The organism is Salegentibacter sp. Hel_I_6, assembly GCF_000745315.1.
Classification (GTDB): Bacteria; Bacteroidota; Bacteroidia; order Flavobacteriales; family Flavobacteriaceae; genus Salegentibacter.
The window spans coordinates 4,039,865-4,052,236 of record NZ_JQNQ01000001.1 but is presented as its reverse complement, the minus strand read 5'-3'; the positions used below and the strand labels follow the sequence as shown (position 1 = coordinate 4,052,236).

The window sequence follows — 12,372 nt, the reverse complement described above, 5'->3', positions numbered from 1 at the left end:
CATAGAATTCTTATTGAAATATTTCGATAAGAAATAATCTTGGGCTAAGCCCACAAGCCATTAAGTTTATAGAATATAAATATTCGGTATTTACGGCAGGATATTGAAGTTTTACTTAGTGAGTAAATTGCTAAAGGAGAAGTTGATGAAGAAAAATGCGAAATCTAAAAAGAAGTCGCGCATACGCTTGTTGCACCAGTATTATAGTTATACCGGTTTTTACAGTTTTGTCTGGAAAAGCGTAAAGAAGGCAATATTACCCATCGTTTTATTTATTGGAGCGCTTTTAGCCATAGATCGTTGGGTTCTTGATATTGAGCAAATGCTCGTTACGGTTACTGAAACTTATTCACCTCTTGGTATTATAAGCGTATTTTTTGCTTCAGAATCTTTATTAGGATTAATCCCTCCAGAATTATTTATCGCCTGGTCTGGTAAATCTGCCAGTCCAATTTTATTTCTATCCTTATTAGCCCTTGCGTCTTATTTAGGCGGGGTAATTTCCTATTTTATTGGAAGATGGATGACAAAAATCCCGGCAGTACACGAGGCAATTGAGGTAAAGATGGCACAACATATTAAAAACACCCGTAAATGGGGTGGTTTTTTAATTATTGTAGGTGCGCTACTTCCTATTCCTTTTGCCATGACAAGTATAGCTGCAGGCATTATAAAGTTTCCTTTTGCCAGTTACTTAATGTTTGGCTTACTTCGTTTTGTAAGATTCTACCTATATGCCCTGGTTATTTTTGAAATGGTATAATTCTTATTAATTTCAAAAGTCTAAAATTTTCCCAAGTTTTCTATTTTCTATTTCCAAAGGAGTAATTTTAATTAACTAACCAAATTATTCTTGAGATGGATTCTAAATTAAAAAAAATGGCCCGTATTGGCTATGTAGCTAAAGCTACGGTTTATGGTATTATGGGGATACTTACATTTATGGCTGCTTTTAATATGGGCGGGCAAAAATCTAGCAACTTACAAGTAATTGAATTTTTAGAAAAGCAACCTTTTGGTAATGCTTTACTTGTTTTAATAGGATTGGGTTTATTATGCTACTCCGCCTGGCGCTTTATACAAGCAATTAAAGATCCTGAAAATATTGGAGATGATAAAGAAGGAAAGGGTAAAAGAGTCGCTTATTTTATAAGTGCGGTCTTATATCTTGGTCTTGCCGTTTTCGCTTTTATGCAATTAATTAATGCCGGCTCCTCTGGAGGTGGCTCTGGGGGCGGACTTACCGGTACACTTGGAGTAGTTATTTTTGCAGTTATTGGTCTAGGACTTGTAGTTGCCAGTATTTTTCAGTTTAAGAAAGCTAAAACTAAAGAATTTTTAAAGGATTTCGGTTTCGATTCCATTACTGATGAAAAGAAACGAAAAACTATTAAGAATACGGGATATCTTGGGCTTATCGCTCGTGGAATTATCTTCGGTATTTTAGCATATATTTTTATTAGAGGAGCGATAGAATCTAATACTTCAGATATAAAAGGCACCACCGATGCATTTTCGTTTTTACAGGAATCTCAATATGGTTCGTGGTTAATGGGATTGGTAGCTGCGGGTTTTGTTTGCTACAGTATTTATGTCTTTATGCTCGCCAGATACAGAAAATTTAAAGCATGATATTTTGTTAAACCCATACCAAGGACTCGTTAAATGTAATTCCAGGGTTGTTATTTCTGCGTAATTTCGAATGAAATAACCAATAAAAAAATAATTATGTTAACGATCATTTTAAATATCTTACTACCGCCACTAGCCGTATTTATGAAACACGGTTTAGGCGTTACTTTTTTAATAAGTTTATTATTGACTGCATTGGGATGGATTCCCGGAGTAATTCACGCGTTCATCGTAAACGGCTCGCGATAAATCTTATATACCAAAAAAAGGTCTGGAATAATTCCAGACCTTTTTTTATTAAATTAAGTGAAGAAAAATTAATTTTCTTCCTCTTCTCTTTTTACTACTACCTTTTGCCAATCCCAGGCACTCTTTAAAGCTTCATCCAAATGTTTTTCGGTTTTCCAACCCAATTCTGCGTTTGCCCTTTGTGTATCAGCATAGGCTGAAACAATATCGCCTTCCCTTCTACCTACAATTTTATAAGGTAATTTTTCACCTGTAGAACGTTCAAAAGAGTTGATAACTTCTAAAACCGAGCTACCTTTACCTGTTCCTAAATTAAAAACTTCAAAATTGCTTTTCTCCTTATTTTGCTGAAGTCTTTCCAGGGCAACAACGTGTGCTTTGGCTAAATCCATTACATGAATATAATCTCTAATACAGGTACCATCCTGAGTTGAGTAATCGTCTCCAAAAACCGAAAGTTCTTTTCGTTTACCTATAGCCGTTTGGGTAATGAAAGGAATTAAATTTTGTGGAGTACCAATAGGTAATTCACCAATTTCAGCAGAAGGATGGGCGCCTATTGGGTTAAAATATCTAAGGGAAATCGCTTTAAAATTCTTATTAACTTTAGCGGTATCAATAAGGATCTCCTCACCTATTTGTTTAGTATTTCCATAGGGAGATTCAGCTTTTTTAACAGGAGCATTTTCGGTGATTGGTAAGGTATCTGCCTGGCCATAAACAGTACATGAAGAACTAAATATGAAATAGGCATTTTCTTTTTGTTGCAATTCTTTAAGCAGGTAGATTAAACTTGAAAGGTTGTTTTCGTAATATAGTAAAGGATTTTCTACACTTTCCCCAACAGCCTTAGATGCAGCAAAATGTATTACTCCTTCAATATCGGGATATTTATCAAAAAAATCTTTTACTTCATTTTTATTCCGAAGATCAATATTTTCAAAAGTCGGAGTTTTTTGAGTGATTTTGGTAATGCCTGCCAGTACATCTATAGAGGAATTAGATAAATTATCTATAATCACTACCTCGTGACCTTCTTCCTGAAGTGCAACAACCGTATGTGAACCTATAAATCCAAGTCCGCCGGTTACCAATATTTTAGAGCTCATTTCTTTTAATTTTGTTTAAATGCAAATTAATAAAAATGTATTTGTTATTGCTGCTAAGAAAATACTAATTCCTACTATTAATAATCTCAAGGAAAGTAGGAATCTAAAACACTAAATTCTCTATAAAACCTATCTTTGCAATCTAAATTTTAGATTATGCCCCTAGAAAGACAAAAAACGGTTTTTAAATATGTAAGCATACTTGAAGGACTTTCATTTTTATTACTATTGTTTATAGCAATGCCGCTAAAATATATTTGGGATATGCCACAAATGGTGCAGCAAGTAGGAATGGCACATGGAGTTCTTTTTATCGCTTACGTATTTGGCGCTATTTGGTTATTTAAACCCTTGAACTGGAACTTTAAAGAGTTGCTTATTATTCTTGGTTGCTCCCTCGTTCCTTTTGGCCCTTTTTATGTTGAAAAAAAATATCTATAGGCTATGAATATAGAAGAAGGATTCAAAAATTTGATTTTTCTATTTGAAAACTTTCTGGTAGATCAGGGAGTTAATGAAACTCTTGCGGTTTATCTTAATTTGCTGCTTAATTTCCTGATTCTGGCTGTAATACTTTGGGGAGTAAATTATCTCATGAAAAATGTTGTAGTTGAAGCCTTTAAAAGTTTTACCCACAAGACCAAAACAACTTTTGATGACTATCTTATAAAGACCAAATTCCCTAAATATATAGGTGAAATAGCTCCATTAATCATCGTATATTTTACTGTTCCCTATATCTTACAGGAATTTCCCCTGGCAGTAAAAGCCTTTTATTTTCTTATAGATATTTATATAATCTTTCTTATTGTATGGTTAATAAGAAGTATTCTGCGAGCTACCAAAAATTATTTAAGAACCTTAGAATCATTTAAAGATAAGCCGGTAGAAAGCTATATTCAGGTTATAATGATTATTGTTTGGCTATTTGCCTTTATTTTCATTATTGCTGAAATTACGGGTAAAGATGTCGTTAATTTTATAATTTCCCTGGGTGCGGCTTCCGCGATTTTATTATTGATTTTTAAAGATACTATCCTGGGCTTTGTGGCTTCTATACAGGTAAGTGTAAATGATATTGTTAGAATTGGTGACTGGATCACTTTTAGTAAATATGGCGCCGATGGTACCGTAACCGAAATTAGCCTTGCTACCGTTAGGGTTCAAAATTTTGATAACACTTTCACTTCTATTCCTACCTATAGCCTTATTTCTGAATCGTTTCAAAATTGGCGTGGTATGCAGGAATCTCCTGGAAGAAGAATTAAACGATCTGTTTTTATAAAGCAGAATTCTGTAAAATTTATTACTTCTGATGATTTTGAGAAATATAAAAATATACAGATAATCTCTTCTTACCTGGAAGATCGGCAAAATGAAATTAACGATTTCAATACTAAAAATGATATTGATAGAAAGCTTCCTTTAAACGGAAGAAACCAAACCAACCTGGGCATTTTTAGAAAGTATATAGATACTTATTTAAATAACCACTCGGCCGTACATAAAGAAATGTATATAATAGTTAGGCATCTGCAACCTACAGAACATGGAATTCCTTTAGAAATTCTTTGTTTTAGCCGGGACAAACGCTGGGAAAATTTTGAATATATCACTGCTGATATTTTTGATCACGTTATAGCTGCCGTGTCTTATTTTGACCTTCAACTTTATGAAGCTCCATCAGGCGATGATATTCGCGATTATCTTAATGAAAAAATACAGTCAAAATCTGAACAGGAATCAGGAAATTAATCTTCTTCGATTTAAAAAGTTAAGTGCTAGTCTCCATGCATTTTAAATCACGTTTAGTAAGTAACTCCGAATAAACGATTATCTTTCGGCTGCCAAACCAATCAAAAATTTATGACTTTAAAAGGATTTCTTCAGGTATTTGGGGTTATCGCCGTAGTGATGACGCTAATACCCCTAATTGCTGCCGATTTCTGGTGGATACGTATTTTTGATTATTTGCATATTCAGCTAAGCTTACTTACCCTTACAGCCCTGGCTGCATATTTTATAAAGTTTGATATAAAACGTGCTGAAGATTATATTTTTATGGGTGTTTTACTTGCTTGCTTCCTATTCCAGGTAGTAAAGATCTACCCCTATTTTCCGCATAAGAATTACGAAGTTGGAGAAGTTTCAGAAGAAAATTTTAGTAATAGATTTAGCCTTTATGCAGCAAATGTGCTTCAGAAAAATGAAAATCCAGATCTGGTTATAGCAGATATTAAGAAGCAAAATCCCGATGTTTTACTTTTTACCGAAACAGATACACGATGGAAAAACGATCTTTCTGAAGTTACAAATTCTTATCCCTATAAAGTAGAAATTCCTTTAGATAATACCTACGGGATGCTTCTCTATTCGCGCTTAGAACTTGAAGATCCCCAGGTTCGATATTTGGTAGATGATAGTATTCCTTCTATTCACAGTATTTTAAAATTAAGATCTGGTGATAAGATAATGTTTCACGGCATTCATCCTACACCTCCTATGCCACAACATAATCCTTCTTCTACAGATAGGGATGCCGAAATGATGAAAATTGCTTTTATGGCTAAAGATTCTAAAATCCCTGTGCTAGTTGCAGGAGATTTTAATGATGTCGCATGGTCTTCTACCACCGCACTCTTTCAAAATGTAGGTGGGCTACTAAATACCAGGATTGGTCGCGGATTCTATAATTCCTTTGATGCCAGCAGTTCTCTTATGCGCTGGTCTCTAGATCACGTGTTTGTAACTGAAGAATTTAGGGTGGCAGATTTTAGATTAGGCAGTAAAATAGATTCAGATCATTATCCCTTATATATCGAACTTAATCTTGAGCCAGAAAAGGCTGAAGAGCAAAAACCTGAGCCCGCTACAGAAGCTGAATTAAAAAATGCTCGTGAGCAGATAGAAAAGCAGGAAGAAAAAGCGAAGGAGAAAGCAAAAAGTAAGGAGTAATTTTTATTCTTATTATATTGTTAGTTTTCCCATTTTATTCTTCTGTCTTTTTATCATTTTCTCTTTTTAAGTAATTATTTACCTTATCTCTTAAATAAAACCCAAAGTAAGTTTAAGAACTAGTATTCCTTAGTTTTCTTTCTAAATTTAAATATTGTTCAAGCACATTTATGGTGAATATTTCGCTTTGAATCCCTGATTCTGATTTAATAATATTCAAATTAAAAAATAGAAACGACTAAGAATGCTGGAAATATCTGAATTATCGGAGAAATCAATTAAACAAATTTTAACAATTCTTGAAGAAGATGGTAAAATAAGCGCATCGCTTCCGGGAGGTGGTTTAATTCATATAGAAGATAATTTACCTTACCTGGTAGTTTACCGAAAACGAGAAAATGATGCTGGTACCCAACGAATTATTATTAGCGAAGCCTCATATCTTTTAGTCGGTAACAAATTTTTTGATGCGTATCAAAAGCTGATATATGCCCTGGCAGATAAGCTTTCCTCCGATTTCAAATCTTATATGGTTTTTGAAATCTATACAGGGGAAACAAATAATTGCTTTACTATTAAAGCCCCGGCAAAAAAATTACCTAGCTCTGTAAAAGTTTTACAAAAAGAACTGAATACTATAAACGAAGTATTTTCAGGACTTTATTTAAAAGCAGAAATTAAAGATACCCCTAATCGTCAAAAGCAAGGTGATGAGGAACTTTTGAGTATTGAAGATGCAAAGAAATCGGGGGCCGTTATTTTAGGGCTTGAGATTCCGCCTGTGTATCGCGATGAAAACAACGAAGTTTATCCGGTATTTTTACGGAAATTTAAAGATTATCTTATTACCTGCATTCATAAAGCGATATTCGATTATGTGCGGGTGCAAACTACAAGCGGCGTAGGCAGTTATTTAGCGCTGGGTAGAAAACACCTCAAGGATAAAGTTTTCGAAATAGATAAAGCGCTTGCAAAAATAGAGCGATCTTATCAATTTCTATGGTTGGTTTCCCCGGCCAATATTCATAATATCAAAGAAACCTTTTTTGAAAGCAATTATGAGAAGGTACTAGACTACCATTACCGGTTACTGCCAATAGATCCAGATATTTTAAAAAGAGAGCTTTACAATCTTAAAATTGAAGAAATAGATGATCCTGCAATGTCTCATATTTTTAGGGAGAAACGGGAGGAGCTAGATCAACAAATTACCATGTTGAGTGAACGTGGCACCCCTAATTTCTTTTACAACAGTATTAGACTTTATAAGGGTCTAAGTCCCAAATTAAGTGATGAGGCAGGTAAGATATTAAGAGAAGTAGATGAAGTTGAAGAAGATAAAAATGCTGAATTTATAGACGCCAAAGGCTTTAGTAGTTTGGCAAGGCGGGAATTTGATTATTTCGCTGAGCAGGACGAAAATTTTAAAAGTAAGGTTCATATTCGTAAAGATGTGAACATTATGATGGTTAGCAAAGGTGAGCTATATATTCCTGCAGATTACAGAATGAATAAAACCGAGGCTACCGCGCTAATTCAGCATGAAGTTGGTACCCATGTACTTACCTATTTTAACGGAACTCAGCAACCATTAGAATTATTAAGCAGCGGTCTTGCAGATTACGATCCCTTACAGGAAGGTCTCGCCGTAATGTCTGAATTTTTAGTAAATGGACTTACCGGAAACAGGTTAAGAACCCTTGCCGGAAGGGTGATTGCAGGATCGGCATTAATGGAAGGAGCTGAGTTTCCCCAGTTATTTAGATTGCTAAAAATGGATTATGGATTTACCGCAGAAAGAGCTTTTAATATTACTTCCAGAATAATGCAGGGAGGCGGATTTTTAAAAGACATTATCTATTTAAAAGGACTGGTTCAACTAAGGGATCATCTTCAGGATGGTGGTGAATACGAACCTTTATTAGCAGGAAAATTCGGTTTAAAACATACCAAAATCATTGAAGAATTAACCGAAAGAAAAGTATTAAAAACAAGCGCTTTGCGCCCAAGTTATTTATTAACCGAAAATATTACCAATAAATTAAACCTAATCAGAGAGGGGCTTCCCCTTTCACAAATGATAACCTAATGAAAATTTGTTTTGTATTAAATGATATCGCTACCGAAAGTTGCGGAACTTCGGTAATGCTAATGACAATGGCTCATTCTAGAGGTCACGAAGTCTATGCAATGGGTGTTGGAGATTTTAATTTTCATCACGATTCGCCAATTAGTATTTATAGCACTCAGGTTCCTAAAAGTACTAAAACCAAATCACCAAAAAAGTTTTTGGAAGCTTTACAAAGCAGTAAAGCCAGGAAAAGAAAAATAACAGCAAATACACTAGATGTATTGTTTATAAGAAATAATCCAACCGAGGAAGAATCTGGAAGAGAATGGGCTGAGCAGGCCGGTGTAGCTTTTGGAAGAATGATGCAGCAACAGGGAGTTTTGGTGCTTAATGATGCCTATGCGCTATCAAATGCATTTATAGATAAACTCTATTTTGAAGAACTTCCTTCTGAGATTAAACCCGATTCACTTATTACAAGGAATAAAGAAGATATTCTAAAATTTTGGGAGAAGAATAATAAAAAGATCGTATTAAAACCATTAGAAGGTTCTGGAGGTCAAAATGTTTTTCTAATTGATGAAAATGAGAAAAACATCAACCAGATTATTGAAACTATTAGTCAGCAAGGCTATGTAATAGCTCAGGAATTCCTTCCGGCGGTAAAAGATGGTGATGTAAGAATTATATTAATGAATGGCCGCGTGATGACTAAAGACGGCAAGCAAGCCATTATAAGGCGTGTAAGCGGTGAAGGTGAATTTAGAAGTAATTTCGCGCTAGGTGCTACTGCAGATAGTAGTGATCTTACGCCAGAGATGCAGCGTATTGTAGATCTAACCGCACCCAAACTTATTCGCGACGGGCTCTTCTTTGTTGGCCTTGATGTGGTAAAAGATAAACTTATTGAGATCAATGTATTGAGTCCCGGAGGAATGGAACATTTTAAAGATATTGGATTACCTGAATTTTCAGATGTCGTGATTGAAGCTATAGAACGCAAAGTTGAATATAAAGAACTTTACGGTCACCAGTTTGACAACCGGGAAATAGCCTGTATGCAATAGATTAGAATAAAAGGAACATATTATGGATAACAAACCAGATAAACATATTCCCAGGATAATTGGGAAATACACCAGCAATAAAAAAGGACCTCTACTTTTCGTCACTGCAGGTATTCATGGAAATGAACCCAGTGGAGTAAAGGCTTTAGAAGAGGTATTTAAACAACTGGAAAAAACAAAACCTGAAATTGAAGGAACCCTGGTTGGGGTTTCAGGAAATCATAAAGCGCTTAATCAAAATAAGCGGTATATAGATGAAGACTTAAATCGTGTTTGGACAAAAGAAAATATCGAACAAAATAAGTCTGAAACCCATGAGCAAAAAGAAATGTGGGAGATTATTGAAATCTTAAACCAATTTCCCGAGAAAAATTTTAGCAAACGATATTTCCTTGATTGCCATACTACCTCATCAGCTAGTTTACCTTATGTCTCGGTGCAGGAGGTAAATGATAATGATAAATGGGCACACAATTTCCCAACATTTATCGTACGCGGATTTAGCGATATTATAACCGGCGATATAGATCACTATTTGAGTAGAACTGGTATGACCGGTTTTGTATTTGAAGCCGGCCAGCATGAAGATAAAACCTCTGTAGAGAATCATGAAGGAGTAATTTGGCTTGCTTTAAAAGAAGCTTGTAATCTTGATCTTTCTAAAATTGAAACTTATCCTGAATGCGTAAACCGGTTTGCTGAAAAGAATGCTCCAGATCAAAAAACTTTCGAGTTAGTACATCGCCACGGACTTGAAGATTCTGATAAGTTTGAAATGGAACCAGGCTATGAGAATTTCCAAAAGATTAAAAAAGGAGAAATCCTTGCAATACAAAATGGAAAAGAGTTGAAAAGCGAATGGGACGCGAGAATCTTTATGCCGCTCTATCAGTCGCAAGGAAATGATGGTTTTTTTGTCATTGAAGAAGTTGAAGGAAAGTAAACCTTCAGAAAACTTAAATTAACTGAATAACATCTTAAATCCTGAAATAAGTTCAGTATGGATTCTAATTTCAATTATGACCTCGCAGATTTAAAAAACCTGTGAGGTCTTTTTTATATGATTAGTTTTCAGCAAACTCTACACAAACCGGAGACATCACCTCTACCGGCAGCAAGTGTTCTTCCAATTCACCGGTGTCCTGGTTTACTTTAAAACTGCTAATTGTGGAAGTATCCTGATTGGCAGCATAAAGGAATTTTCCATCGGGAGAGATCGCAAAATTTCTCGGGGTTTCACCTTTTGTAGTGTAATGGGCAATTGCATTTAATTTCCCTTCTTTTTCATCTACTTTAAAAGCAGCGATACTATTGTGCCCACGGTTGGAAGCATAAATAAATTTTCCTGAAGGATGTAAATGAATATCTGCTCCAGAATTCTTACCCTTAAAATCTTCAGGCAAAGTTGAAATATTCTGAATAATTTCCAGGTTTCCATTTTTATCAATTTCAAGCACACTTATTGTTGAATTGAGTTCATTCATAGAAAAAGCAAATTTTTCATTTTTAGAAAAGCTAAAATGCCTTGGGCCAGCTCCTTTTTCCAATTGCAAAAACGGATTTTCTTTAAGACTTAAATTTCCGATTTCTGCATTAAAATCAAATATCCATATCTTATCGTTCCCTAAATCTGAAATATAAGCAGTTTGGTTATCTGAGGTAATAGAAACAGAATGTGCGTGTGAAGTATTGGGATTTTCTAATTGCACTTTTTGTTGTTTTTGCAGGTTGCCGTCCTCACCTCTTTTATAAACCATGACCACGCCTCCCATATAATTGGAAACAAAAACATACTTTCTACTTTTGTCAATTTCAATGTGACAGGGTGCAAAGCTTTCTGTACTTAACTTTCCTAATTCATCCAGGCTATTATCACTATTTCTTTTATAAGAATATATAAAACCCGATTTAGCATCACCCCCACCCAATTCACTTACCGCATATAAATTTTCACCATCTTTAGAAACTTTTACAAAACTGGGATTTGTAATTTCAGCTACGGTTTTTTCAGGCTGTACACCTCCATTTTCAGGATCCTGGCTTGCCAGGAATATTCCTTTTGCTTTCCCGTTTACGTGACCTTCTTTTTTGGTATATGTACCAATATAAACAGCACTTTCAGTATTTTGTGCAATGCAACTTCCGCTAATTACTACGGCAAGAATTATTAGAGTAATTTTCATCATAATTAAGGTTAGATTATAACCATTTTTTTCGTTTAAAATAGAAGATCATTAATAGGAAAATAACTATCATTATTCCCCATAATACATAATAGCTATGCTCCCACTGCAACTCTGGCATATACTCAAAATTCATCCCGTAGATACCGGCAATAAAAGTTAGCGGAATAAAAATAGAAGCCATTATGGTTAGAACCTTCATCACTTCGTTCATTTTATTGCTAATGGTTGTCATATACATATCCATTAGACCCCAGGCCATCTCACGATAAAGATCTATATTCTCTGAAACCTGTAAAATATGGTCATGGAGGTCGTTTATGTAATTTCTAGTTCTACTTTTAATAAGCTCATTTTCCATATTCTGAAACCTGGAAATCACCTCTTTAAGTGGAAAAACTGCACGCCTAACTCTTAAAATAGCTCTTTTAAGATCCTGGATTTCATAAGTAATATCATTGCTTGGCTGGCTTTCAAAAAGTTGTTCCTCTAAAGCCTCTACCTTTTCACTAAGTTCGTCTACAACTAAAAAGTAATGATCTACAATAGCATCTAAAAGCGCGAAAACCAGGTAATCAGATCCGTTACTGCGAATACGGCCATAAGCTTTTTCCAGCCGGCCCCGCACCCCATCAAAAACATCGCCACCGGCTTCCTGAAAAGTAAGAACATAATCTTTTCCCAATACAAAACTTATGTGCTCATTAACCAATTTTCCATCCTGGTGATATAACATTTTAGCCACAATAAATAAGTAATCTTCATACTCATCTATTTTTGGACGTTGTGTTGTATTCACAATATCTTCGATGATTAGTGGGTGTAAATCGTAATATTTCCCAAGTTTTTCTATTTCAGCGGTATTGCTTAATCCATCAATATTAAACCAGGTAATACGATCTTCGGCTTCAAATTTAAAGGCATCTTCAGTAGTTGACGAGCTTAATTTTTCGAAATTATCTTTATTGTAATCAATTACCTCAAGTTTGGTTTCACTGGATTCTTTTCTTCCAACATAAGTTACGGTACCAGGAGGTTGGTTAACAGATTTCATCTTTGGCCTCCTTAAACTTTGGGTTATTTTCTTCACCATAATTTTACTTGAT

At 34.8% G+C, this 12,372-nt stretch carries 12 protein-coding genes; 9 read left to right on the top strand and 3 right to left on the bottom strand.

From position 1 onward, the window contains the following. The first annotated feature begins 145 nt into the window (after positions 1-145). The 3 genes from FG27_RS17835 to FG27_RS19035 all read left to right on the top strand — a co-directional run bounded on the left by FG27_RS17835 (position 146) and on the right by FG27_RS19035 (position 1,881). Positions 146-763, top strand: a complete 618-nt coding sequence (locus FG27_RS17835; RefSeq protein WP_037321554.1) for a YqaA family protein — start codon at positions 146-148, stop codon at positions 761-763. Between the two features lie 95 nt (positions 764-858). Continuing rightward, positions 859-1,632 carry a DUF1206 domain-containing protein gene (locus FG27_RS17830; RefSeq protein WP_037321551.1) on the top strand — a complete coding sequence of 258 codons (774 nt, stop codon included), beginning with the start codon at positions 859-861 and terminating at the stop codon, positions 1,630-1,632. 90 nt (positions 1,633-1,722) lie between these two features. After that, positions 1,723-1,881 (top strand): YqaE/Pmp3 family membrane protein, encoded by a 159-nt coding sequence (locus FG27_RS19035; RefSeq protein ID WP_079713206.1) that lies wholly within the window; start codon positions 1,723-1,725, stop codon positions 1,879-1,881. Positions 1,882-1,949: 68 nt separating this feature from the next. On the opposite strand, the gene galE is transcribed toward FG27_RS19035, so the two are convergent. Next, positions 1,950-2,990 carry a UDP-glucose 4-epimerase GalE gene (gene galE, locus FG27_RS17825; RefSeq protein WP_037321548.1) on the bottom strand — a complete coding sequence of 347 codons (1,041 nt, stop codon included), beginning with the start codon at positions 2,988-2,990 and terminating at the stop codon, positions 1,950-1,952. 156 nt (positions 2,991-3,146) lie between these two features. On the opposite strand from galE, the gene FG27_RS17820 reads away from it, so the two are divergent. The 6 genes from FG27_RS17820 (at position 3,147) to FG27_RS17795 (ending at position 10,026) form a co-directional block, all read left to right on the top strand. Beyond that, positions 3,147-3,431 (top strand): DUF3817 domain-containing protein, encoded by a 285-nt coding sequence (locus FG27_RS17820; RefSeq protein ID WP_037321544.1) that lies wholly within the window; start codon positions 3,147-3,149, stop codon positions 3,429-3,431. A gap of 3 nt (positions 3,432-3,434) precedes the next feature. Then, a complete protein-coding gene (locus tag FG27_RS17815) occupies positions 3,435-4,745 on the top strand; it encodes a mechanosensitive ion channel family protein (protein ID WP_037321541.1) in 1,311 nt (436 codons plus the stop codon). A 111-nt stretch (positions 4,746-4,856) separates the two neighbouring features. Continuing rightward, positions 4,857-5,945 (top strand): endonuclease/exonuclease/phosphatase family protein, encoded by a 1,089-nt coding sequence (locus tag FG27_RS17810; RefSeq protein WP_037321538.1) that lies wholly within the window; start codon positions 4,857-4,859, stop codon positions 5,943-5,945. Between the two features lie 244 nt (positions 5,946-6,189). Further along, positions 6,190-8,034, top strand: coding sequence for a flavohemoglobin expression-modulating QEGLA motif protein (locus FG27_RS17805; RefSeq protein ID WP_037321535.1), 1,845 nt, complete (start codon positions 6,190-6,192; stop codon positions 8,032-8,034). After that, positions 8,034-9,083 carry a glutathione synthetase gene (locus tag FG27_RS17800; protein ID WP_037321532.1) on the top strand — a complete coding sequence of 350 codons (1,050 nt, stop codon included), beginning with the start codon at positions 8,034-8,036 and terminating at the stop codon, positions 9,081-9,083. The genes FG27_RS17805 and FG27_RS17800 overlap by 1 nt, the downstream gene beginning before the upstream one ends. A 22-nt stretch (positions 9,084-9,105) precedes the next feature. Further along, positions 9,106-10,026: a succinylglutamate desuccinylase/aspartoacylase family protein gene (locus FG27_RS17795; protein ID WP_037321530.1), complete on the top strand. Its 921-nt coding sequence runs from the start codon at positions 9,106-9,108 to the stop codon at positions 10,024-10,026. Positions 10,027-10,147: 121 nt separating this feature from the next. Here FG27_RS17795 and FG27_RS17790 read toward each other — a convergent pair whose 3' ends face one another. Continuing rightward, positions 10,148-11,269, bottom strand: coding sequence for a lactonase family protein (locus tag FG27_RS17790; protein ID WP_231563360.1), 1,122 nt, complete (start codon positions 11,267-11,269; stop codon positions 10,148-10,150). Between the two features lie 13 nt (positions 11,270-11,282). After that, entirely contained in the window at positions 11,283-12,359 is a 1,077-nt protein-coding gene (gene corA, locus FG27_RS17785) for a magnesium/cobalt transporter CorA (RefSeq protein ID WP_037321527.1), read from the bottom strand. Positions 12,360-12,372 lie beyond the last annotated feature (13 nt).

Coding starts and splice junctions, on each gene's coding strand:
- FG27_RS17790 (WP_231563360.1), bottom strand. CDS start 11,269: ATGATGAAAATTACTCTAATAATTCTTGCCGTAGTAATTAGCGGAAGT.
- FG27_RS17795 (WP_037321530.1), top strand. CDS start 9,106: ATGGATAACAAACCAGATAAACATATTCCCAGGATAATTGGGAAATAC.
- FG27_RS17810 (WP_037321538.1), top strand. CDS start 4,857: ATGACTTTAAAAGGATTTCTTCAGGTATTTGGGGTTATCGCCGTAGTG.
- FG27_RS17805 (WP_037321535.1), top strand. CDS start 6,190: ATGCTGGAAATATCTGAATTATCGGAGAAATCAATTAAACAAATTTTA.
- galE (WP_037321548.1), bottom strand. CDS start 2,990: ATGAGCTCTAAAATATTGGTAACCGGCGGACTTGGATTTATAGGTTCA.
- FG27_RS17820 (WP_037321544.1), top strand. CDS start 3,147: ATGCCCCTAGAAAGACAAAAAACGGTTTTTAAATATGTAAGCATACTT.
- FG27_RS17835 (WP_037321554.1), top strand. CDS start 146: ATGAAGAAAAATGCGAAATCTAAAAAGAAGTCGCGCATACGCTTGTTG.
- FG27_RS17800 (WP_037321532.1), top strand. CDS start 8,034: ATGAAAATTTGTTTTGTATTAAATGATATCGCTACCGAAAGTTGCGGA.
- FG27_RS17815 (WP_037321541.1), top strand. CDS start 3,435: ATGAATATAGAAGAAGGATTCAAAAATTTGATTTTTCTATTTGAAAAC.
- FG27_RS17830 (WP_037321551.1), top strand. CDS start 859: ATGGATTCTAAATTAAAAAAAATGGCCCGTATTGGCTATGTAGCTAAA.
- corA (WP_037321527.1), bottom strand. CDS start 12,359: ATGGTGAAGAAAATAACCCAAAGTTTAAGGAGGCCAAAGATGAAATCT.